Annotated in this window: 22 protein-coding genes and 1 tRNA gene; 11 read left to right on the forward strand and 12 right to left on the reverse strand. The window is 67.3% G+C overall.

What is annotated here, in order from left to right; all coding sequences use genetic code 11:
* Positions 1-85 precede the first annotated feature (85 nt).
* Positions 86-1,966, forward strand: a complete 1,881-nt coding sequence (locus AC1RIF_RS02295) for a helix-turn-helix domain-containing protein (RefSeq protein ID WP_492599751.1) — start codon at positions 86-88, stop codon at positions 1,964-1,966.
* 154 nt (positions 1,967-2,120) lie between these two features.
* Here the strand turns inward: AC1RIF_RS02295 and AC1RIF_RS02300 are convergent, their stop codons facing one another.
* From AC1RIF_RS02300 to AC1RIF_RS02310, 3 genes are all read right to left on the reverse strand, one after another.
* Positions 2,121-3,029 (reverse strand): universal stress protein, encoded by a 909-nt coding sequence (locus AC1RIF_RS02300; RefSeq protein WP_492599752.1) that lies wholly within the window; start codon positions 3,027-3,029, stop codon positions 2,121-2,123.
* 196 nt (positions 3,030-3,225) lie between these two features.
* Entirely contained in the window at positions 3,226-4,266 is a 1,041-nt protein-coding gene (locus AC1RIF_RS02305; protein ID WP_492599753.1) for an LLM class F420-dependent oxidoreductase, read from the reverse strand.
* Positions 4,267-4,319: 53 nt separating this feature from the next.
* A complete protein-coding gene (locus AC1RIF_RS02310; protein WP_492599754.1) occupies positions 4,320-5,246 on the reverse strand; it encodes a universal stress protein in 927 nt (308 codons plus the stop codon).
* 250 nt (positions 5,247-5,496) lie between these two features.
* Here AC1RIF_RS02310 and AC1RIF_RS02315 point away from each other — a divergent pair, with 250 nt between their 5' ends.
* From AC1RIF_RS02315 to AC1RIF_RS02335, 5 genes are all read left to right on the forward strand, one after another.
* Positions 5,497-5,949, forward strand: a complete 453-nt coding sequence (locus AC1RIF_RS02315; RefSeq protein ID WP_492599755.1) for an RrF2 family transcriptional regulator — start codon at positions 5,497-5,499, stop codon at positions 5,947-5,949.
* 25 nt (positions 5,950-5,974) lie between these two features.
* On the forward strand, positions 5,975-7,198 hold the full coding sequence (locus AC1RIF_RS02320) for a globin domain-containing protein (protein WP_492599756.1): 1,224 nt from the start codon (positions 5,975-5,977) through the stop codon (positions 7,196-7,198).
* A gap of 92 nt (positions 7,199-7,290) precedes the next feature.
* Positions 7,291-8,313, forward strand: a complete 1,023-nt coding sequence (locus AC1RIF_RS02325; RefSeq protein WP_492599757.1) for a Dyp-type peroxidase — start codon at positions 7,291-7,293, stop codon at positions 8,311-8,313.
* Positions 8,310-9,110 (forward strand): family 1 encapsulin nanocompartment shell protein, encoded by an 801-nt coding sequence (locus AC1RIF_RS02330; protein ID WP_492599758.1) that lies wholly within the window; start codon positions 8,310-8,312, stop codon positions 9,108-9,110. The genes AC1RIF_RS02325 and AC1RIF_RS02330 overlap by 4 nt, the downstream gene beginning before the upstream one ends.
* Before the next feature lie 133 nt (positions 9,111-9,243).
* Positions 9,244-9,495 carry a hypothetical protein gene (locus AC1RIF_RS02335; protein ID WP_492599759.1) on the forward strand — a complete coding sequence of 84 codons (252 nt, stop codon included), beginning with the start codon at positions 9,244-9,246 and terminating at the stop codon, positions 9,493-9,495.
* 84 nt (positions 9,496-9,579) lie between these two features.
* Here the strand turns inward: AC1RIF_RS02335 and AC1RIF_RS02340 are convergent, their stop codons facing one another.
* Complete coding sequence (locus AC1RIF_RS02340; protein WP_492599760.1) at positions 9,580-10,425, reverse strand: M23 family metallopeptidase; 846 nt, start codon at positions 10,423-10,425, stop codon at positions 9,580-9,582.
* Between the two features lie 323 nt (positions 10,426-10,748).
* Here AC1RIF_RS02340 and AC1RIF_RS02345 point away from each other — a divergent pair.
* Together AC1RIF_RS02345 and AC1RIF_RS02350 are read left to right on the forward strand one after the other, a co-directional pair.
* Positions 10,749-10,821: transfer RNA gene (locus AC1RIF_RS02345), tRNA-Arg, on the forward strand.
* A 506-nt stretch (positions 10,822-11,327) separates the two neighbouring features.
* Positions 11,328-11,705 (forward strand): hypothetical protein, encoded by a 378-nt coding sequence (locus tag AC1RIF_RS02350; protein WP_492599761.1) that lies wholly within the window; start codon positions 11,328-11,330, stop codon positions 11,703-11,705.
* Between the two features lie 12 nt (positions 11,706-11,717).
* Here the strand turns inward: AC1RIF_RS02350 and AC1RIF_RS02355 are convergent, their stop codons facing one another.
* Entirely contained in the window at positions 11,718-12,104 is a 387-nt protein-coding gene (locus tag AC1RIF_RS02355; protein ID WP_492599762.1) for a hypothetical protein, read from the reverse strand.
* A 339-nt stretch (positions 12,105-12,443) separates the two neighbouring features.
* Between AC1RIF_RS02355 and AC1RIF_RS02360 the strand changes: the two genes are divergently transcribed.
* Entirely contained in the window at positions 12,444-12,716 is a 273-nt protein-coding gene (locus AC1RIF_RS02360) for a MerR family transcriptional regulator (protein WP_492600117.1), read from the forward strand.
* A 9-nt stretch (positions 12,717-12,725) separates the two neighbouring features.
* On the opposite strand, the gene AC1RIF_RS02365 is transcribed toward AC1RIF_RS02360, so the two are convergent.
* The 6 genes from AC1RIF_RS02365 to AC1RIF_RS02390 form a co-directional block, all read right to left on the reverse strand.
* On the reverse strand, positions 12,726-14,972 hold the full coding sequence (locus AC1RIF_RS02365) for an ATP-dependent DNA ligase (RefSeq protein ID WP_492599763.1): 2,247 nt from the start codon (positions 14,970-14,972) through the stop codon (positions 12,726-12,728).
* A 95-nt stretch (positions 14,973-15,067) separates the two neighbouring features.
* Positions 15,068-15,535 carry a MaoC family dehydratase gene (locus AC1RIF_RS02370; protein WP_492599764.1) on the reverse strand — a complete coding sequence of 156 codons (468 nt, stop codon included), beginning with the start codon at positions 15,533-15,535 and terminating at the stop codon, positions 15,068-15,070.
* A complete protein-coding gene (locus AC1RIF_RS02375) occupies positions 15,535-16,299 on the reverse strand; it encodes an SDR family oxidoreductase (RefSeq protein WP_492599765.1) in 765 nt (254 codons plus the stop codon). Before AC1RIF_RS02375 ends, AC1RIF_RS02370 begins: the two co-directional genes overlap by 1 nt.
* The gene (locus tag AC1RIF_RS02380) at positions 16,296-17,066 is read right to left on the reverse strand and encodes an SDR family NAD(P)-dependent oxidoreductase (RefSeq protein ID WP_492599766.1); all 771 of its coding nucleotides are present in this window, start codon (positions 17,064-17,066) and stop codon (positions 16,296-16,298) included. The genes AC1RIF_RS02375 and AC1RIF_RS02380 overlap by 4 nt, the downstream gene beginning before the upstream one ends.
* Complete coding sequence (locus AC1RIF_RS02385) at positions 17,066-18,289, reverse strand: acetyl-CoA C-acetyltransferase (RefSeq protein ID WP_492599767.1); 1,224 nt, start codon at positions 18,287-18,289, stop codon at positions 17,066-17,068. The genes AC1RIF_RS02380 and AC1RIF_RS02385 overlap by 1 nt, the downstream gene beginning before the upstream one ends.
* A 377-nt stretch (positions 18,290-18,666) precedes the next feature.
* Entirely contained in the window at positions 18,667-19,719 is a 1,053-nt protein-coding gene (locus AC1RIF_RS02390) for a YeiH family protein (RefSeq protein WP_492599768.1), read from the reverse strand.
* Positions 19,720-19,818: 99 nt separating this feature from the next.
* Between AC1RIF_RS02390 and AC1RIF_RS02395 the strand changes: the two genes are divergently transcribed.
* Complete coding sequence (locus tag AC1RIF_RS02395; RefSeq protein ID WP_492599769.1) at positions 19,819-20,715, forward strand: LysR family transcriptional regulator; 897 nt, start codon at positions 19,819-19,821, stop codon at positions 20,713-20,715.
* Between the two features lie 116 nt (positions 20,716-20,831).
* Here the strand turns inward: AC1RIF_RS02395 and AC1RIF_RS02400 are convergent, their stop codons facing one another.
* On the reverse strand, positions 20,832-21,977 hold the full coding sequence (locus AC1RIF_RS02400) for an acyl-CoA dehydrogenase family protein (RefSeq protein WP_492599770.1): 1,146 nt from the start codon (positions 21,975-21,977) through the stop codon (positions 20,832-20,834).
* 124 nt (positions 21,978-22,101) lie between these two features.
* On the opposite strand from AC1RIF_RS02400, the gene AC1RIF_RS02405 reads away from it, so the two are divergent.
* On the forward strand, positions 22,102-22,713 hold the full coding sequence (locus tag AC1RIF_RS02405; protein ID WP_492599771.1) for a TetR/AcrR family transcriptional regulator: 612 nt from the start codon (positions 22,102-22,104) through the stop codon (positions 22,711-22,713).
* The last annotated feature ends 31 nt before the right edge of the window (positions 22,714-22,744 follow it).

Genomic DNA, 22,744 nt, shown 5'->3' on the forward strand with positions numbered 1-22,744 from the left:
AATGGAGGAGCAGTCGCCGTCTCGACATGTACAAATCTCTACAATATTCGCGAAAGCATGGACACTTACACATGATGAGGTCGGGATGACGCGGACCACGCCGGAGATGATCACGCACGCACTCGAGCTTCCTACCGAGGAGTTCCAGTCAGCAGTCGACGACATTGCGGGGTCCGGGGTCGAACCGGCCATGAAGGCCGCCCTGCTTCGGGTCAACCAGCTTGCCTCCGCATCGCACAGCAACCGGTTTCTCGCGCGAGCACTCTCCGAATCCGCGGTGAGCGTCTCGTCGCTGCGCGAGCGCGGCGGGACTCTTCGTCAAATCGTGTCCACCACACGAACCATCACCGGGGCCGATATGGCCTACATCAGCCTCAACGACCCGGAACGTAACGAAACGCGAATCATCGAGACTGAAGGCGTGTGGACGCAGGATTACCGCAACATTCGGATGCCTTTCGACACGGGCGTTCTCGGCCGAGTCGCAAGAGCGAACGGGCCTATTCAGGTATCCGACTATCTCAGCGACGCCGACCTCGACCATCTTCCCCACATCGATTCCGCGGTGGCGAAGGAAGGCGTGCGGGCGATCCTCGGCGCCCCGTTGCGGGTCGATGGTGACATAATCGGTGCTCTCCTCGTCGCAGAGCGCCAACCCCACCGCTTCACCCTGAGTCAGGTGTTCGCGGTGGAGGCATTGGCCAACCAAGCAGCCGTGGCACTGGACAACCTTCGACTTCTCGACGAGGTGACAGCTTCCCTCGAACGACTCGAATCTGCTCAGGCGCAAAGCCGCTCGTACATCCAACGACTCGAGGCACTGTCGACGGCAGACGATCGACTGTTCGCCAGCATCAGCTCGAGGCAGGGCCTTCCCGGCCTTTCGCATTGTCTCGAAGAACTGCTCGGCGCCGACGTGGACGTCTTCGAGTCGCACACGAGGTTCATCCTCTCCCACCGCCCACCGGAGGACTCTGCAACCGTCCGTCAACTCCTGTCGACGTCGGCAGCTACGAACGCGCCGACATACGGAATGCTCAACAGTGCCGAGGAACTCACCGTCATGGCTTCCGTCGTGGAGGGTCAATTGCTTGGTGGCATAACCGTCCACGCAGCCTTGACGGAGGACCAGCAGTCAGTTGTCAAGCGAGCGGCGCTGGTGTTGGGCACGTTCATCTCCTACGCCGGCGTGTCGAGACGGGACAGAGAAAGACAGCGCAGCGAACTGCTCTCGTCGTTGCTGCACCCGTCATATGAAGGCCTGACAACGTCGACGCGCAGGCAGGCCGAGCAGTACGGATTGCGTGACGGCTACCCGTTCCGCATTGCTGTGGTGAACGGCCCGACCGAAGCACTGAACGAGGTGGAGATCCAACTCGAGGCCAGGCTCGGGGATCCGTTTCTGCGATCACAGATTCACGATCACTTGTGCCTGGTCGTGCCCGAAACCGTGCACTCCTGGGTGACGGACTACTTCGAAAAGTCCAACGACAGCTCGCACAAGCGTCTGCTCGTGGCACACTCGGAGCCATTGTCCGATTTGGGCCGGCTACCGGATGAGTTCATACTCACCGAACGCATCCTTCACGCAGCACAGTCACTGGGAGTGACGGACACAGTCGTCTCGTGGCGTTCACTGGGGGCGATCGGAATCTTCCTGGCCAACACCGACGAAAAGACGATCCTGGCCGCACTGCAGCGATCAATCTGGCCGCTGGTCCAGTACGACTCCACCCATCACACCGCCTTGCGTGACTCGGCACTCGCCTTCCTCGACGCCGGGCAGAACGTTGCAAGTACCGCCAGCACGCTGGTCATCCATCCGAACACGGTGCGACAACGCTTGGAACGGATCGATGCCCTACTCGGCGGCGACTGGCGGCTGGGACGGCGCGCATTGGATATGCACGTCCTGTTGGTCATATCCAAGACGATGCTCGCGGGACGAGAGGCACCCGAGTGCTGAAGCGTCATGGCGGCACCCCCCAGCCCGACTGCGCAGCGACCTGGGCCTGGAAGGTCTCCTGGCGATCTTGACGCGAAACAGCTCCACGTCGCGACAGGAGACCTCCTGGTCGAACTGGCGGCGAACCGCCCAGGCCATCGGGACATACTGCAGGTCAACGTTGTTCAGTGAAACCTGACGGGACGATCAGTACCGGGCAGTCGGCGGTGTGCAGCATCGCCCGGCTGGTGGATCCGAGCAGCATGCCCCGGAATCCGCCGCGGCCGCGCGTGCCGACCACGATCAGCTGCGCCTGCTCGGCGTACTCGCTGAGCACGCGCACCGGCCGGTCCCGCGCGACGACACGCTCGACGGCGACGTCCGGGTAGCGTTCCTGCCAGCCCGCGAGGCGCTCGGCCAGCACCACTTCCTCACCGGTCTGGATGCTGCTCCAGTGCGGATCGTCGGGGGTGGCGCCGAGCGACGGCTGCACACTCACATCACTCCACACGTTGACCGCGATCAACGCGGCGTCGCGCATCGCGGCCTCCTCGAACGCAACCGCCACGGCCGGCTTGCACGACTCCGACCCGTCGACACCCAGGACGATCGGTCCCTCGGTGGGCGGGTGCCCGTCGAGCGTGCGCCCGCGGACGACCGCGACGGGGCACGCCGTGTGCGCTGCCACCGCGGCGGTGACGGAGCCGACGACCAGACCGGTGATCTCGCCGTGTCCGTGCGAGCCGAGGACCAGCATCCACGCCTTCGCCGACAGGTCGATCAGCACGGGCGCCGGCCGGCCCTCGAGCTGCTCGGTCGTGATCTCGATCGACGGCAGGTCCTCGACGGACTGCTTCGCCAGGACCTGCGCGCTGTCGAGGCGGGAGCGCGCGGTGTCGCGCAGCTCGTCCTGGAAGCTACGGGCCAGGTACGGCTCGGAGTAGTAGAAGGCGGGGATGTGCACTGCGGTCACGATGTGCAGGCGCCGCTGGTGCACCGCAGCGGCCCGAGCCGCCCACACCACCGCGTTCGATGCCGCCTCGGATCCGTCGACGGCGACGACGATCGCTTCGGTTGCGCTCATTGGATTCAGCTTCTCCTTCACCCTTACGGACCGGTCGAGCACCATTGTCCCGGTTTCGGCGGTCCGGCGTGTAGGTCTTCGGTCCCGTGCCGGCCGTGACGCACAGCACCACGTCAGGCCCGGGCGCGGTCAGGCACGGACGCGAGAGCCCCGGTTGTCCGAGGGGACTCCGGAGCTCTCGCCGAGGTGCATGCCGTCAGTCGACGATGGCGCGCAGCTGCTCGATCAGCTTCACTCGCCCGGACCGGTCCGCCGCCATCGGCGTCACGTTGAGGGTCGTCACGCCGGCCGCGGCGAACGCGGCGACACGCTCCTTGACGAAGCTCTCGGTGCCGATGAGGGAAACCGCCCGCACCAGCTCGTCGGGCACAGCTGCGGCTGCCTCGTCCTTCTTGCCGGCCAGGTACAGGTCCTGGATCTTCTCGGCCTCCTCCTCGTAGCCGTAGCGGCACGCGAGGTCGTTGTAGAAGTTCTTCCCCTTGGCACCCATGCCGCCGATGTAGAGCGCCAGATGCGGCTTGATCCACTGCAGCATCGGCTCGACGTCGTCGCCGATCGCCAGCGCGGGACCGGCATAGATCTGCAGGTCACCCAGAGCCGGGTCCCGCTTCGCCTTGCCGGCCGCGAGCGCGTCGCCCCACACCGATTCCGCCTTCTCCGGGTGGAAGAAGATCGGCTCCCAGCCCTCGGCGATCTCGGCCGTGAGAGCAACGTTCTTGGGGCCGAGCGAGGCGATGACGATCGGAATGCGCTCGCGCACAGGATGGTTGATCAGCTTCAGCGGCTTGCCCAGGCCCGTGCCCTGATCCGCGGGCAACGGCACCTGGTAGTACTTGCCCTGGTAGTTGACCTTCTCCCGGCGCCACACCTGGCGGCAGATGTCGACCAGCTCGCGGGTGCGCCCGAGCGGGGCGTCGTACTTGACGCCGTGGAAGCCCTCGATCACCTGCGGGCCCGACGCCCCGATGCCCATCACGAATCGACCGTTCGAGACGTAGTCCAGGCCGGCCGCGGTCATCGCGGTCAGGCTCGGGGTGCGGGTGTAGATCTGGAAGATGCCCGACGCCAGTTCGATCTTCGACGTCTTCGCGGCGAGGAAGCCGAGCTGACTGACGGCGTCGAACGAGTACGCCTCGGGGACGAAGACGATGTCCAGCCCGGCCCGTTCCAGGTCGGCGACCTCGTCGACGGTCTCCGTGAAACCTCCGCTGTAGTTCAAGCCCATACCGATGCGCACTTCGGCGACCCCATTCCGTATTACATGTGACGGATGTTACGACGAAGTGGACTCTACGACCGCTCGGGCCGAACCACCATCACCGGGCACTGCGCCTTCTGCACGAGCTCGTTGCTGGTCGACCCCAGTAGGAGTCCGCGGAATCCACCCCGGCCGCGGCTGCCGACCACCACCAGCTGCGCCTTCTGCGACCACGCCAGCAGGTGGGTGCGAGGGCCGTCGATGTAGAGCTCACGCTGCACGTCCACGTCCGGGTACCGGTCGGACCACCCGGCGAGACGCTCGGCGAGCACCTCCCGCTCGGCGTCCTCGAACGCGCGCGGATCGCGGATCGCGCTGCGCCCACCGGCGAGCGTCCCGTGCGGGGTGTCGCTCCAGGCGTGGATCGCGACGAGCGGAACCCCGCGCTGCGCCGCCTCCTCGAACGCGACCCCGATGGCCCGCTCACTGGTGGGACTGCCGTCGATGCCCACGACGACCGGACCCTCGTCGGGGACCTTGCCGTCCCGCTCGTGGACGACGACCACCGGACACACGCCGTGGCTCGCCGCGTTGACGGCGGTCGATCCGATACCGCCCGCCGCGCCGCTCCCGGACGCACCGAGAACCAGTGCCCGCGAGTCCTCGGACAGCGACACCAGCCAACGGGCTCCGCCCATCGTGGAGATCTCGGTGGAGATGTCGAGATCGGCGGACACCTCCCGGGCCACCGCCGCGGCACGACCGAGGATCTCCTTACCCTCGTCCTCCATCCAGTCGTAGATGCCCGCGACGTCGAGGTACGGCGCCCCGTAGGTGTAGGGCGAGAAGTTGAGGGCGTGGATGATCCGCAGCGACAGGTTGCGGTCGGCGCACATCCGCGCGGCCCAGGCGACGGCAGCCTCCGCGGATGCCGATCCGTCCACACCGACGATCACCGAATTGGCGTCCCGTGCGGCCGACGGCTCCCTGGTGTCCTTCTCCGTGCCCTGTGCGGTCATCCCGCTCACCCTCTTCCGGTTGCGACGAATCGGTGCAGCATCCGCGTTCGGTCCGGTCCCGGACCGAACGTCGGGGTGCCACTTCCGACGGTAGTCACTCGAACCGGTTTGCGCGGGGAGGCGTCGGTCCCGAGTGGTTCGGGACCTAAGTCCCCGTCGCCCGATGCCGAAGGTCGGGACTTCCGCCGACGGCCGCGACGCGGGTCACACTTAATTGGAATTTTGGATTCCAATTTTCTACGGTCGGTTCATGCAACTGACGCAGTTCACCGATCTGGGCCTGCGGATCGTCATGCGACTGGCGGCCGACCAGCCCGGATCCGACGCTCCCAGCACCCGGGCGGTGGCCGAACAGCTTGCGGTGTCGTACACACACGCGACGAAAGTGGTTGCGCGGCTGAGTGAACTCGGCGTCGTCACCACCCGGCGCGGACGCGGCGGCGGGCTCGCGATCACCGAACTGGGCCGCTCCGCGTCGGCGGGTTGGTTGACCCGACAGCTCGAAGGCGACGGCGAGGTCGTCACGTGCGAAGGCGACAGGCCGTGCCCCCTGCGTCACGGTTGTCGCCTGCGCTCGGCTCTGCGCGACGCACAGGAAGCCTTCTACTCCGCCCTGGACGCGATGACCGTCCGCGACCTCACGGCGTCCGTCCCCACAACCGTGCTGCCGGCACCGACCGTGCCGGCAGCAGTCGAACCGTAACCCCCTCGAACGACAGGAGAATCCGATGCTCTCGGAGGCCTCGAAGGAAACCGTCCGCGCCACGCTGCCCGCGGTGGGCGCCGCGATCGGCGACATCACGACGCTGTTCTACCGCAAGATGTTCGACGCGCATCCCGAGCTCGAGCGCGACCTGTTCAATCGCGGCAACCAGCAGCAGGGCGAGCAGCAGAAGGCGCTCGCCGGGGCCATCGCAGCGTTCGCGACGCTGCAGCTCGATCCCGATCCGGCACGGGTCGCGACGGTCCTGTCCCGGATCGCGCACAAGCACGCATCGCTCGGCATCACCGCGGACCAGTACTGGATCGTGCACAAGCACCTGTTCGAGGCGATCGTCGAGGTTCTCGGCGAGGCCGTCACACCAGACGTGGCCTCCGCGTGGGACGAGGTCTACTGGCTGATGGCCAACACGCTGATCGCGATGGAGGCCGGACTCTACGAGAAGGCAGGAGTCGCCGCCGGTGACGTGTGGCGCGCGGTGCGAGTGACCCGACGCGAACACCAGTCGGCGGACACCGTCTCGTTCACGCTCGCGTCGGCGGACGAATCGGTGCTGCCGACGTTCGCACCCGGCCAGTACATTTCGGTCGCCGTCCACCTGCCCGACGGCGCCCGTCAGATCCGGCAGTACAGCCTCGCGTGCAGCCCCACCGATGACGAATGGCGGATCACCGTCAAGCGCATCGGCGCCCACACCCTGCCCGACGGATCCACCGCTCCGGCCGGTGAGGTGTCGAACTTCCTGTACGACAATGTCTTCGAGGGCGACGAGTTCGCCGTGTCGCTGCCGTTCGGCGATCTGGTACTGCCCGAGGACGATTCGCCGCTGCTGCTCGTCTCGGCAGGCATCGGCTGCACGCCGATGATCGGCATGCTCGACCACCTCGCAACCACCGGCGACCGTCGCAGCATCTCGGTGCTGCACGCCGACCGCTCGGCAGCGCAGCACGCCCACCGCGCGGAGCTGACCGAACTGGTCGATCGCCTGCCGTCGGGCGTGATGCACCGTTGGTACGAGGATCTGGGCGCCCGCGAGGCATTCGAGGGGACCCATGTGGGGCGCGCGGACCTGTCGGAGGTGCCGCTCGAGCCCGGTACCCGTGCCTTCCTGTGCGGTCCGCTGCCGTTCATGCTCGCCATGAAGGACTCACTCATCGCGCGGGACGTGCCGGCGGAGAACATCCACTACGAGGTGTTCGGCCCGGACAGCTGGGCGGGCGCGACGGCGTAGAGGCGCTTCGCGCCCGTGCGCCTTTCTGGTAGTTCCGGCTACCAGAAAGGCGCACGGGCGACGGAGTCGCCCGGAGTGTTCTAACGTAAGGCGTGGCCCGATCTCAGTTGATCCTGACGCCGCTGACACCAGCGGCGATCTTCCTCGTGCTCACCATCGACGAGGGCGGTGAGGACACCGTCCGTGACGTACTCTCCGACGTCGACGGCCTCCGCAAGGCCGTCGGATTCCGGGTGCCCGACTCGGGATTGGTGTGTGTCACCTCGATCGGCTCGTCCGCATGGGACCGGCTCTTCGACGGCCCCCGGCCTGCGGAACTGCACGAGTTCGTCGAACTCGACGGCGGCCGGCACCGCGCCCCCGCGACACCGGGCGACCTGCTCTTCCATATCCGTGCGGTGTCGATGGACCTGTGCTTCGAGCTGGCGTCGAAGATCGTCGGACGGCTGCGCGGCGCCGCGACCGTGGTCGACGAGACGCACGGCTTCCGCTACTTCGAGCAGCGCGACCTGCTCGGTTTCGTCGACGGCACCGAGAACCCTGAGGACGTCGAGGCCGCCGAGGCCGCGCTGATCGGCGACGAGGACCCCGATTTCGTCGGCGGCAGCTACGTGATCGTGCAGAAGTACCTGCACGACATGGATTCCTGGAACGCGATCTCCACCGAGGAGCAGGAGCGCGTCATCGGGCGCACCAAGCTCGACGACATCGAATTCGCCGACGACGTCAAGCCGTCCAATTCCCATGTCGCCCTCAACACCATCACCGACGAGAACGGCGACGAGCGGCAGATCCTGCGCGTCAACATGCCGTTCGGCAGCCTCGGTGACGCCGAGTTCGGCACGTACTTCATCGGATACGCGGCCACCCCGGAGGTCACCGAGGAGATGCTGCGCAACATGTTCATCGGCAAGCCCGAGGGCAACACCGACCGCATCCTCGACTTCTCCACCGCCGTCACCGGCGGCCTGTTCTTCTCCCCCACCGTCGAGTTCCTCGACGATCTCCCGCCGGCGCCGGGCATCCGGGCGGCCGACACCGAAGACACGAGCCCGTCTCCCGCCGCTGACGGATCACTCGGAATTGGCAGTCTGAGAAGGAGTTCCACAAAATGAACAACCTCTACCGCGGTCTTGCCCCCATCACCGACGCCGCCTGGGCGTCGATCGAGGAGGAGGCGACCCGAACCTTCAAGCGGCACATCGCGGGACGCACCGTCGTCGACGTCTCGGGCCCGCACGGCACCGACTTCTCCGCGGTCGGGCTCGGCCGCACCACCGCGATCGACGCCCCGGCCACCGGCGTGCAGGCACGCCAGCGCCGCGTCGCCCCGCTCGTGGAACTGCGGGTGCCGTTCACGTTGTCACGCGAGGAGATCGACAACGTCGAGCGTGGCGCGCAGGACGCCGACTGGGACGCCGTGAAGGAGGCCGCGAAGAAGATCGCATTCGCCGAGGACCGCACGATCTTCGAGGGCTACGCCGCCGCCGGCATCGAGGGCATCCGCGCGAGCGCGTCGAACCCGCCGCTGCAGTTGCCCGAGGACGTCCGCGACGTGCCCGAGGTCATCAGTCAGGCCCTGTCCGAGCTGCGCCTGGCCGGCGTCGACGGCCCGTACTCGGTGCTGCTCAGCGCCGAGGCGTACACGCTGGTGAGCGAGACGTCGGACCACGGCTACCCGATCCGAGAGCACATCAAGCGTCTCATCGACGGCGACATCATCTGGGCACCGGCCATCGACGGCGCGTTCGTGCTGACCACCCGCGGCGGCGACTTCGACCTGCAGATCGGTCAGGACCTCTCGATCGGCTACCTGTCGCACGATTCCGAGACAGTGGAGCTGTACTTCCAGGAGTCGCTGACGTTCCTCACCTACACCGGCGAGGCCTCGGTGGCGCTGTCGCCCCGCTAGTCACAGCCGGAGTCGCAGCCCACACGCGCGAGACGAGGGGTTGACAACAGGATGGGAGTGAAGGCTAACCTAATCACCGTTACCGAACGGTGACATCGAATCCCCGACGACCGGGGTGTGAGGAGCAGCCTTCGTGATCGACGACCTGATCGAACTCGCATATGCGCAGCACGTCGTGCGCGAGGCGCTCCCCTGCCCCGACGGCTGCGACGAGTACGTGCTCGGGCGTGCGGACGCCGCGGATGCATCGATCCGCCTGTGGGTGCGCCCGGACGGCCGATTCTCCCGAGCTCAGGGCGACGAGGGGCAACTGAGCCTCGGCCAGGTGATGACCGCGTGCGGGCTGACCTACGCGTCCCGTAAGGCCGCCGCCCCCGCCACCTGAGACCGACCGACCCCCGAACAACGACGAGTCCCCGCCGGGTGCGCATTGCATCCGACGGGGACTCGTCTCGTTTCGGGGGTCGACTCACATGGTGGTCGAGGCGCCGCGCCACGTGACGGCCACGCCGCGCTCCTCGAGCCACGCCGAGGGATCCATCTTGGCGCCGCCCGGGCTCCACACCTCGAAGTGCAGGTGCGGACCGGTGGACTGACCGCGGTTGCCGACGGTGGCGATCTGCTGGCCGGCGACCACGTGCTGACCGGTCGTCACCTGGTAGTCGTTGATGTGGCCGTAGACGGAGGTGGTGCCGTCGTCGTGCTTGACGCGGACCCAGAGGCCGAAGCCCGAGGCCGGGCCGGCATCGACGACGACGCCGTCGGCGGCTGCGTACACGGGGGTGCCGATCGGCGCTGCGATATCGAGACCGCCGTGGTGGCTGCCCCAACGGGGGCCGAAGTCGGAGGTGAGGGTGCCGGAGACCGGCTTCACGGCCCGGGGCTTGGTCACCTGGTCGAGAGAACCGAAGCTGGCCTCGGCGGCGGCGGTGAGATCCCGTACGACCTGCTGGACCGGCTGCGGCAGTTCCTGCGGCAGCTGCACGGCCTTGAACGACGCGATCGCCTGATCCGGCGTGGGCAGTTGCGGCAGAACCGGCAGCTGAACCTGAGGCAGGGCCGGGAGCTCGAGCCCCTCGGGAAGCAGGCCTTCGGGAAGCTGGATCTGACTGGGCGCGCCCACGGTATCGGCGGCGGCGCTTCCTGCGCCGAGCTGCGCGCCGGCGGTGAGGATCGCACCCGTTGCCGCGGCGACGGTGGCGGCCTTCAGGCCTGCGCCGGGACCGGACGCCTCACAACGATGGCGTCCCCGCACTGCGGTCGGGTCGAGCTCGAAGATGACAGCGTCGGCTTCCGTCCGGCGATGGCGTCCCACAGTCAGTTACCTCGTCAATTCGTCTACGGCCGCACACTTCCGGAGTGCACTCGATCTTGCTGCCGGGCCAAGGTAACAAATTCATATAGGCCGTGGCCAGCGTTACCGGATCTTTATCTGGATTGTTTCGGCCCGGCGTGGGCATACGCAGGACGGTTCCGGTTCGCGGACCGCCCGCACGCTCCGGCGTGTCGGAGCGGCGACGGCCGACCCGTCGATCCGGTACGCCCCGCGACCGATTCATCCCGGACCCTGATCGGCCGCTACACTCCCTACTGCGGAACAGCGCGAACATAGTTCGATCACGCGTTCGCTTCGCCCCCGCCCTCGTAGCTCAGGGGATAGAGCACGGCTCTCCTAAAGCCGGTGTCGCAGGTTCGAATCCTGCCGAGGGCACCCTCGAGAAACTCTGTCGCTCCACTTTTCGCGGTGCCGCGCTCCCGATCGGCGACGCGACGCCGCCAGCACCGGAGCGGCGGCCGGTGGAGATGTCGCGGATCCAGTCCAGGTCGGCCATGTCCATCACCGTCGTCGCCCGGATCCGGTCGCATCCTCGCTGCTCGGGTAGCCCCTCGGGCCTCTTCCTGCGGAATCGGACGCCCATCCCGGTCGTCCCGCTTCCGACCCGGCCCCTCACGGTCCATCATCACCCGCCCTCCATCGTCGGAGCCACCTCGACGACGTGCGCTGGGCACTGCCCCGGTTTCGGCTGACGAGTGCATCGGCAAGCAGATATCTATGCCAGATGATATAGATTTACTAATCAGATTGACGAAGACAAGATGAAACGAACGAGAGAGGAAACCACTGCCGCCTCGGCACCACCGAGGTCCGGTACATCGCTTCCGCGATCCGCGAAACCACTCCGCGAGGTTCGGTAGCCCGAAAGAGAGACGAACGTCATGGCACGCAAGCACGAGTACTTCACAGATCTCTACACCGACGCCCTGATCGGGTTCGCCGCCTACACCCATCTGCCGGCATCAGTCGTGCGGACCACCTCGGGTTACGCCATCCGCGCCGATGCCGACTTCGGGCGCTTCCTCCTCGCCACCAACGGAGATTCCGGACTGTCCGAGACACGCACCGACTTGGACACCTGGACCGTCGAGATCCACGAGAACTCCGCCGTGGGGGCCGACCTACTGGCGACGGAAACCGACCGTGACCTGGTGGCCGCGTACGGACGCGCGGTTCAGCGCCTCGAACTCGAGGGCTCCTGGTCGCCTGTCGAGGTCGCGCTCGACCGCCCGGTCACGATCGTAGAAGGCGCCGCCTGACGCCGTCCCCCGTCAGGCCTGATCGGATGTGACCGGAGACTTCACGAGCTCACCGAACTTGACGTCGGACTCGATCCACTTTCCCGAGTTGCGCAGAGTGTCGAGCGCATGGTCGAAGGCGTCGGCCAGCCATTCGTGCTGGGCCTCGGCGAGCAGCTCGTCCCCGGTGGCAGCGTCCGACTGCTGGAAGAAGGCCACGTGCCAGGCCTCGATCGCGTCGACGTCGGAGGTCAGCCCATCGTCCGCATTCGTCGCCAGAACGTAGCGATTGAACTCGAAGTCGACGCGGATCGCGTACCGGCCCGCGGCGTTCACGATATTGGCTGGACGGTGTGTGGCGGCCGCGAGAGCAATCAGGGCGTCGGTGTAGCGATCGACATGTTCCTGTGTGCGGGGCATATGCCCTCATCTCTTCCTTGAAGTGGCCCCCGTGGAGCCCACGGTGGCAGCCGCGCGCAGGACTCGAACTGGCCCGCCCGTTGCGTTTCGCCCGTTGGATCGTAACGGCCGCGACGGCGATTCCCACAAGTCAGGGCGCAGCTCTGACGCCGTCGAATGCGATTACCTGTGTGTCGACGACACAGGTTTCGACCGGTCAGCCCGCCGCTGCCACCCACGTCCGACGCACATCAGCAGCACTGCAACGAAGCGGAGGATTCGATGAGCACTCCTGCCCGCAAGCACTCGGCCCGTCCCCGTGGTTCGACCACGGCACCCCCCACCCGGGGTGTGTACGGCATGTCGGTGGCCACCGAACTGTCCGGCGTCGGTCCACAGACCCTGCGCCTGTTCGAACGCCGCGGCCTGCTCGCGCCGGGCCGCACCGACGGCGGCACCCGCCGCTACAGCAGAAACGATCTCGATCGGATACGACGCATCACCGAACTCGTCGAGGCAGGCGTCAATCTGGCCGGGATCCGCGAGATCCTCGCGCTCGAGGGCCGGGCGTCCGAGCCGGGCGGCGCCGGCGAGGGCCCCTCGGAGCGCAGGTCCTCGACGAGCACACCCTGATCGACACGTTCACGAGTCCTCGACTCGAACGTCCTCCGGCGACTTGTCGTCCCGCACCCCACGCCAACTCGGGTGCCGCAACCGGCCGGCCTCGGTGCGCTCCCGATACCGCACCTCCCCGACGATCCTCGGGGTCACCCACACCGTGTCGCGGCCGACGTCCGGGACCTCCCCGGCGAACGGGCTCGTCCTGCGCTCGAGGGGCGCGAGCATCGCGGCCAGTCGTTCGAGTTCTCGTTCACCGAACCCGGTGCCGACCCGCCCGATGTAGCGCAGTCCGTCCGCTTCGGGGATACCCAGCAACAGGGACCCCACTCCCCCGCCTCGGGCGCCCCGTCCCCGCCGCCAACCCCCGATCACCGCCTCCTGGGTGAGCCAGTTCTTCGTCTTGATCCACGCCGATCCCCGCTTGCCCGGCAGATAGACCGAGTCGCGGCGCTTCGCCACGACGCCCTCGAGGTCGCGGCTGCTCTCTCGGACCTCGGCGACAGACCCGGTCAGCTGAGGCGGCACCACCAACCCGTCGACGGCCGCGGCCAGCGCGTCGAGGATGCGACGGCGGTCGTCGTAGCGCTTGCGGACCAGGGAAACCCCGTCGAGATAGAGCACGTCGAAGGCCCAGAACTGCGGAGCTCCCCCGGCCTGCAGCACGGGAAAGCTGGTTCGCCCCTGACTGTCCAGGCTCACGACTTCGCCGTCGAGCACCACCAGGTGCCCGTCCAGCGTCCGCGCGAGGGGCTGCAGCGCCGGGTACCGATCGGTGACGTCGTTCCCTGCCCGCCCTCGCAATCGAACTGCGTCACCGTCGAATTCGACGATCAGCCGGATACCGTCCCACTTCCCCTCGAACGCCCACTCGTCGGGGTCGAGGCCGTCGAGACTGCCCGCGGTGGCGAGCATCGGGGCGAGTCCGCGCGGAAGCTCGGTCCGGTTGCCGTCCCCGTTGCCGTCACTCTTCATCAGGTGCATCAACCACTGGTCGCCCTCGGTGCGGATGAGCGCGTACCGGCCCTGCACGCGGCGGCCGAAGAGTCGGACGATCACCTCGTCGTCCCGCCACTTCTCCGGTTCGTATGTTCCGGCGTCCCAGATGCTCACGGTGCCACCGCCGTACTCCCCACGGGGAATGCTGCCCGAGAAGCCGGCGTACTCGAGTGGGTGGTCCTCGGTGTGCACTGCCAGGCGGTTCTCCTTCGGCGACGTCGGCACACCCCGCGGCACCGCCCACGAGACCATGACGCCGTCGTGTTCGAGCCGGAAGTCGTAGTGCAGTCGTCGGGCGTGGTGTTCCTGGATGACGAACGAGTTACCCTCGCCGCCTTCTTCTTCCGTCCGGGGGATCGGCTCGGGCGTGCGGTCGGGGTCGCGCTTGCGGCGGTACTCGGCGAGCGGATCCAGCGGTGGGTCCAGGCCGGCCAGCAGGTCGCCGTCGCGGTGGAACCGATCGAGCACCTCGTCGAACCGCAGGTGCCGCAGATCGGGATCCTCGAGTTCCTCCCACGCGCGCGGTGCCGCCACCGTCGGAGCGGAACGTCCGCGCATCGAGTACGGCGCGATGGTGGTCTTCGCGGCGTTGTTCTGACTCCAGTCCAGGAACACCCGCCCGCCCCGCACCGACTTCGCCATCGTCGCCGTCACCAGGTCGGGATGCATCTGCTCGAGACTCGTCGCCACCTTCTTCGCCACCGTCGACGCCCCACCCGGCGCGAGCGCCCGGTCCAGTGGCACGTAGACGTGAATTCCCTTGCTGCCGCTCGTGACCGGGAATGCCGACCATCCGAGGGTCGCGACCAGGTCGCGGACCGCGAAAGCCACCCGTGCACACTCGGCCAGTCCGACGCCGTCTCCCGGATCGAGATCGAACACCAGCCTGGTCGCCGGCCCCGGCTCGTCGTCGACGAACCGCCATTGCGGCACGTGCACTTCCAGCGCGGCCTGTTGGCCGATCCACGCGAGCGCCGCCGTCGAATCGATCAACGGGTAGCGGACGGTCCGGTCCTTGTGGTGCACCGCCCTGCTGCTGAGCCATTCCGGGGCGGACGCGGCGAGGTTCTTCTCGAAGAACGACGGCTCGTCCACCCCGTTGGGCCAGCGCTTCCGGGTGACCGGACGATCGATCGCGTGCGGGAGCAGGGCCGGTGCGATCGCGGTGTAGTAGTCGATGACCTCACCCTTGGTGGTGCCGGTGGCCGGGTACAACACCTTGTCGAGACGACTCACGGTCACGCGTCGGCCGTCGATCGTGCGCGTGGGCATCCGGGGCACCTCCCGTCACGGATTACCCACATTGTGCGCCCGCACGCTCGCCTCCCGTCCGCATTTCGCGGCCGAGAGGACGAGCGGCAGGTCCGCTACGCGGCCGCGGCGTCCACCAGATAGCGTGCCAACGCCTCCGCGACACAGACCGGCTTGGTCGTGCCCTCGCACTCGACGCTCACCTTCAGCGACACCTGGACGCCCCCGGGCACCTCGGCCACGGAGGCGATCTCCCCGTGCGCACGAATCCGTGATCCCGCGGGAACCGGTGCAGGGAAACGCACGCGGTCGAGCCCGTAGTTCACCGCGACCGTCACGTTCTCCACGCGGATGAGGTCCTCGAGGAACCGGGACAGCAGCGACAACGTGAGGTAGCCGTGGGCAATCGGTGCACCGAACGGCCCGTCCACCGCCCGCACCGGATCGGTGTGGATCCACTGCCGATCCTCGGTGCAGTCCGCGAACGTGTCGATCCGGTCCTGCGTCACGCTCACCCAGTCGCTGACCCCGAGACTCGTCCCGGAGGCCCGGCGAAGGTCGTCGAGTGAACCGAACGTCGTCATCAGACTCCCCCTCCCATCGTCAGCCCACCATCGACCACCAGCGTCTGGCCCGTGATCCAGGAGGCGTCGTCGGAGGCGAGAAACGCGACTGCCCCGGCGATGTCCGCGGGTTCACCGAGACGACCCAGCGGATACCTCGCGACCACCTCGTCCTCCCTGCCCTCGAACAGCGGCCCCGCGAACCTCGTCTTCACGACCGCCGGTGCCACGGCGTTGACCCGAACGGCAGGACTGTTCTCGGCCGCGAGTTGCGCCGTCAACGCGATCACCGCGGCCTTGCTCACCCCGTACACACCGATGCCGGTGGCAGGCCGCAGCCCGGCGACCGACGCGACGTTGACGACGGCCCCGGGACGACCGGCGAGCCGGTCCCGGAAGCAACGGGCCCAACCGAGCACGCCGAGGACGTTGACGTCCAGTATCTTTCGCGCCGCGCCGAGGTCGGTGTCGAGTGCGGGCCCGGCCACCGGGTTGATGCCGGTGTTGTTGACGAGGACGTCGACCCGGCCGAAGGCCTCGACAGCCCGGCCGACGGTCTCCGACTGGTGCGCCTCGTCGTCGGCATGCCCCGCGACCGCGAGCGCCACCGACGGGCCACCGAGCCGCTCGACGGCCTGCTCCAGTGCCTCCGGCCTGCGTGCGGTGATCACGACGCGGGCGCCTTCCTCGACGAGTCGTTGCGCCACCGCGAGACCGATTCCCCGGCTGGCGCCGGTGACGACCGCGACGCGGTCGGTGAACCGGCCCGCCACTCCGCTCGTCATATCGAGATGCCGCCGTCTACGGGAAGTACGGTTCCGGTGATGTATCCGGCGTTCGCGGAGGCGAGAAACGCTACGGCGGCGGCCATCTCACGCGGGTCGGCGAAGCGCCCCATCGGCACCTGAGCGATCAGCTCGGCCTTCTTGTCCTCCGGGATCGACGCGATCATGCGGGTCTCCGCATTGGGCGAGATCGCGTTCACCGTGACGCCGAAGCGGGCGAGTTCCTTCGCGGCGGTCTTGGTGAAGCCGATGATGCCGGCCTTCGCCATGGAGTAGTTCGCCTGGCCGGGGTTGCCACGCAGTCCGGTGTAGGAGGTGACATTGACGACGCGTCCGTAACCGCGCTCCCGGAAGTGCGGCACACACGCGCGAGTGAACCGGAACGTGCCGCCCGCATGGACCGCCATGACCTGCTCGTAGTCGTCGTCGGTGAGCTTCCACAGCACACGGTCGCGCAGAATGCCGGCGTTGTTGACCAGCACGTCGATCCGTCCGGTCTCCGCGATCACCTGATCGACCACCGACTGGACCGAATCGGTGTCGCTGACATCGGCCACCGCACAGCGGCACCCCACCTCGGCGGCGGCTTCCTGCACCGCATCACCGTCGAAATCGACGAGATACACGGTGGCGCCGGCCTCGTGGAAGAACCTTCCCAGTTCCAGCCCGATGCCCCGGCCACCACCGGTCACGATCACGGACTGTCCGGTGAAGTCGAACGTCAGGTTCGACGCGTTCCGCGTCTGCACTGCAGCAGTTTCCGTCATCAGCTGAGCCTTTCGAAGACGATGGCCATGCCCTGGCCCCCGCCGATACACATGGTCTCGAGTCCGAACTGGCGGTCGCGTTCCTGCAGCGAGTGCAGCAACGTGGTGGTGATGCGGGCACCGGTCGCGCCGAAGGGATGCCCGAGGGCGATCGCCCCGCCGTTCACGTTGAGCTTGTCGATGTCGATGCCGAGGTCCCGATAGGACGGGATCACCTGCGCCGCGAACGCCTCGTTGATCTCGACGAGGTCGATGTCGGAGATCGACAGACCGGCCTTGGCAAGCGCTCGCCGTGACGCCTCCACCGGACCCAGCCCCATGATCTCGGGAGACAGTCCGCTCACGGCCGTCGAGACCACCCGCGCCAGCGGAGTCAGTCCCAACTCGGCGGCGCGCCGGTCGCTCATGACGACCAGTGCGGCGGCACCGTCGTTGAGGGGGCACGCGTTGCCGGCCGTGACGCTGCCCGCCTCACGGAACACCGCCCGGAGCCCGGACAGCTTCTCGACGGTGGTACCGGCGCGGGGTCCGTCGTCGGTGCGTACCACCGTCCCGTCCGGCAGTGTGACCGGTGTGATCTCCCGATCGAAGAAACCGTCGGCGATGGCCTTCTCCGCCAACTGCTGTGAGCGCGCCGCAAACTCGTCCTGCTCGGCCCGACCGATCCCCCGGTAGGTCGCGACGTTCTCCGCCGTCTGCCCCATCGTGACGTAGATGTCGGGCAGGGCGCCCGCGGCCCGCGGGTCGGTCCAGGCCTGGTTGGAGGCAGCGAGTCCCGCCGTCCGCTCCTGCGCCTGCGCGAAGATCGGATTCTGGAACTGCGCGTCACCGGCACCCACGCCGTTCTGCTGGGGGTACCGCGAGACGCACTCGACGCCGGCCGAGATGAACACGTCGCCGTCGCCGGCCTTGATGGCGTTGAACGCCATGCGCGTGGTCTGCACGCTCGACGCGCACGCACGGTTCACCGTCACCGCGGGCACCGCGTCCATCCCCAGCTGGACCGCGACCCGGCGCGCGACGTTCTCGCTCTGCTCGCCCGTGTGCTCCCACGCCCCCAGGTACAAGTCGTCCACAGAGTTCGGATCGAGCGCGGGAACGGCCTCCAACGCCGCTCGAACCATCTGCGCAGCAAGATCGTCCGGCCGCATTCCGGCCAGCGATCCCTTACCCGCCCGGCCGATCGGCGAACGTGCGGTCGCAACGATGACTGCTTCGGTCATGATTCGTAACTCCTGTTCCGCCGGCCACGGCCGGCACAGGTCACGGCGCCGGATCGCGCCACGGTGACTTATCCGCACTAAGCGTTTGCTTAGTTTGGGATGGATGTCCGCGAATGTCAATCCTCGACACCCGGATGGAATCCGCTTCTGGCGAGCCGACGGATTCGCCGCGCGATGACTTGCGGAGCAGACGTTCTCGCATGTCGGTGCGCACGAGCCGCGCACCGAGCCCGCGGATGACGTCGTGCGGCGCGGCGGGTACCACGCCCCATACACATGAGCAATCGCTTATGTGGCCACGGGCGCCTGCGCCGGCGACACCGAGGCCCGCCGCACATCCAGTGCAGCGGGCCTCGGGTTCGCTTCGCCGGTACGAATCAGAGCATCAGCACACCGGTCAGGGCGATCAGGAACACCCAGAGGGTCGACACCGCCGCCAGAATGAAGGGCCGGCCTCCCACCTTCTTGATCGTGGCCACCCGCACGCCGGCGCCGAGCGCGAACATCGCGGCAGTCAGCAACCCGGTCTGAACGGATGACGCGACAGAGAGAACGCCCGCCGGAACGACTCCCGTCGATCGGATCGCCACGAACACGAGGAAGGCCACGACGAACAGGGGCAGGATGGGAGGCCGTTCGGTCGCTACGGATTCACCGGTCGACCGCCGACGCTGCATCACACTCAAAACGACGATGACGGGTGCCAACATCACGACTCGCGCGAGCTTGACGATCGTCGCGACCGTCAACGCAGCGCCGCCGATGATGCCGCCGGCCGCAACCACCTGCGCGACCTCGTGGATGGATCCGCCGGCCAGAAGTCCCGCATCGAAATCACCGAATCCGAATGCGCTCGTCACCAACGGGATCGTCGGAATCATGGCCGTACCGAAGATCACCACGAGCGCGACGGCGGTGAGGACTTCCTCTTCCTCCGCGTCCACGACTCCATCCGCCGCGGCAACGGCCGCGGCGCCGCAGATCGAGAACCCGCAGGCGATGAGCACCCGCTGCGCCCACGAGATGCCGAGCAGGTTACCCACGAACATGGTGCCGACAATTCCCAGGACCACGATTGCGACAACCATCACGATGACACCCCAACCGAGACCGAGGATGTCGCCGATGACGAGTTGCAATCCCAGCAGGGCGATCCCGATACGGAGGAGCTTCTTGGACGCGAAGGTGAGTCCGGGCCCGAACGACGACGGCAGGACCACAAGATTCGCCAGCCCCGCACCCATGATGATCGCGATCAGCAGCGGGCTCACGGCAGGGACGAGGTACTTCACACCCAGCGCAATCAACGCCGCCACGGCAGACAACCCGATCCCCGGGACGAGAGCGGACACCTTGCCCGTCGGCAGCCCCCGGGGCTGGGGCGGTTCCGCCACTTCCACTGATCGCGATTGCCCTGGTTGGGAACTCATAGTACAAAGATCCGCCATCGCGTGCGCCTCCGGTAGTGCCGGATCGGGCAACACCCCATGCGAATCTGATATATCCCGGAACGCGTCTACACTCGTCGCATGTCACTTCGCCCGCTCGACTACACCGCATTGGAGTTACTGGTGGGCGTCGATGATTGCGGAAGCCTCAGCGCTGCAAGCAAGCTCGTCGGAGTCGCGCAACCGAATGCAAGCCGCGGCATCCGCCGACTGGAGCGACGTTTCGGAGTGGCACTGATCCAGCGGAGAGCCACCGGATCGGTACTGACCTCCAGCGGAGTGGTCGTGGCCCACTGGGCGCGCAAGATCATGGCCGATACCCGCAAGCTGCTCGAGGTCGTCGACAGCCTCAAGGCGGAACGCTCGCGAGGACTCATGGTCAGCGCGAGCATGACCATCGCCGAACATCTGATTCCCGTATGGCTGGGGAACTTTCGGGAATCGCATCCCGATCTGACGATTCACCTGCAGGTGCAGAACTCACATCGTGTGTTCGAGCAGATCTCCGACGGTTCGTGCGAGCTCGGGTTCGTCGAGTCTCCGTCGATTCCGCGGCACCTCGAGAGCACGCCGGTCGCACGAGACCGATTGGTCGTCGTCGTGCACCCGGGACACCCGTGGGCCCGACGCAGGAGACCGGTCACGGCCGCCGAACTCGCACTGACGCCACTCATCGTTCGAGAGCCAGGATCGGGCACTCGAACGACACTCGACGTGGCCCTCGAACACCATCACAGTTCGCCTCCGATGCTGGAGCTCGGAAGCTCGGGCGCGATCCGCAGTAGCGTCCTCGCTGGAGTCGGCCCCGCCGTGCTGAGCACACTGGCGGTCGCCGACCATGTGGCGTCGGGCGACCTCCGGGTGATCGAGATCGAGGGGCTCGATCTCACGCGCACCCTCCACGCCGTGTGGAGCACGCAAGGCCCCATGCACGCCGCCGCAGAGGAACTGGTGCGGCTCGCGCGCACTCGACACTGAGCGCAGAGTCGAGCAGAGTCCCCGGCAGTCCCGACGACCACTCGTGGCGCTCGGCCGATGAGGGGCTCGGTGGACGATCGAGTCCACCGAGCCCCTCAGCCGATCCAACCGTCAGTTCACAGCGCGAGATCGCGCCCGATGATCTCCTTCATGATCTCGTTGGATCCGGCCCAGATCTTCGTGACGCGGGCATCCATCCAGGCCCGCGCGACGCGATACTCACGCATGTAGCCGTAGCCACCGTGCAGCTGTACGCAGTGGTCGAGGACCTCGTTCTGCACCTGCGCCGACCACCACTTGGCCTTGGCCGCGTCGACGGCGCTGAGGCCGGCGTCGGCATGCTCGGCGACGGCGGCGTCGATGTACGCCTGCGCCACCTCGATCTTGGTGACCAGCTCGGCCAGCAGGAACTTGTTGTGCTGGAACGTACCGATCGAGTTCCCGAACGCCTTGCGCTCCTTGGCGTATTCGATGGTCTCCAGCAGGATCTGCTTGGCATGCGCGACATTGGTCACCGCGGCGCCGATACGTTCCTGCGGGAGGCGTTCCATCATCGCCACGAATCCGCCGCCGGCATCGCCGAGCAGGGCATCGGCGGGCAGGCGGACGTCGTCGAAGAACAGCTCCGCGGTGTCGGCCTCGGGCTGGCCCACCTTGTCGAGCTTGCGTCCCCGCTCGAATCCGGGGAGCGACGCATCGACGAGGAAGAGGCTGATGCCCTTGGACCGCTTTTCCGGGTCGGTCCGCGCCGCGACGACGACCACGTCGGCCGTGTAGCCGTTCGTGATGAAGGTCTTGGATCCGTTGAGAACCCAGTCCGAGCCGTCGCGGACGGCCGACGACTTCAGGTTGGCCAGGTCGGAGCCCGCCGACGGCTCGGTCATGCCGATCGCCGCCACGGCCTCACCGGAAGCCATCCGCGGCAGCCACTGCTGCTTCTGCTCCTCCGACGCGAGGTCGACCACGTACGGCGTCACGATGTCGAAGTGGATCCCGAAGCTCGACGCCAGGGCCATGTTGACCGCGGCCAGTTCCTCGGTCGCGACGGCGTTGAAGCGGTAGTCACCGGCCTCGCTGCCCCCGTAGACCTCGGGAATCTCGAGACCGAGGATGCCCTGCTTGCCGGCCTCACGCCACACCTCGCGCGCGATCAGCTTGTTCTCGCTGTAGGACTCGGCGTTCGGGACCACGTCCCGCGCCAGGAAATCGTGGACCGACGCGCGGAACTGCTCGTGATCGTCGGTGAAAACTGCTCTCTTCACTTCGTACCCTTCCCGACTCAACCTACATCGGCTAAGCGTTCGCTTAGTTTGCGATGAGAGTGTAGGAAAGTCAATGTGGAAACGCCGACACCGGGTCGGCTGATGCGCCGGAGGTCGGAGACAGATGTCATCGCAAGCAGCAGCACCCCGCGCGGACCGCCCCACCGGGGAGGCCGAGCAGCGACTCCTGGACTCCGCTCGCGACGCGTTCGCGGCAAAGGGCTACCACGGGACCAGCACGCGTGAGATCGCAGCCGGCGCGAACATGAGCCCAGCCGCGATGTACATCCACTTCCGGTCCAAGCAGGACGTCCTGGCCAGGCTGAGCCTGGAGGGGCACACCGCGGCGTTCGCAGTCCTGCGCAGCGGCGCCGAGATCGCTGGATCTCCGACGAAACGCCTGCGTGCCGCGGTCTATGCATTCGCGCACTGGCACGCGGAGAATCACAAGGCCGCCCGGGTGGTTCAGTACGAACTCGCCGCACTCGACGACGAGATCCACGCCCGGGTGGTGCAACTGCGCCGGGACATCGTCGCCACGGTCCGTTCGATCATCTCGGACGGGACGCGGGACGGGGAGTTCGCGGTGGACAACATCGACGTCACCGCGCTCGCGATCCTGTCGCTGTGCATCGACACTGCGCGGTGGTACCCGTCCCGCGAACTGCACACTCCAGAGTCGGTCGGTGCGTCTTTCGCGGCCCTCGCCGAACGTATGGTGCAGGCGGGCGCGTGACACCGCACACCCACCCGCACCACTAAGCGAT

The organism is Prescottella sp. GW823-FHT02E09 (assembly GCF_058797375.1).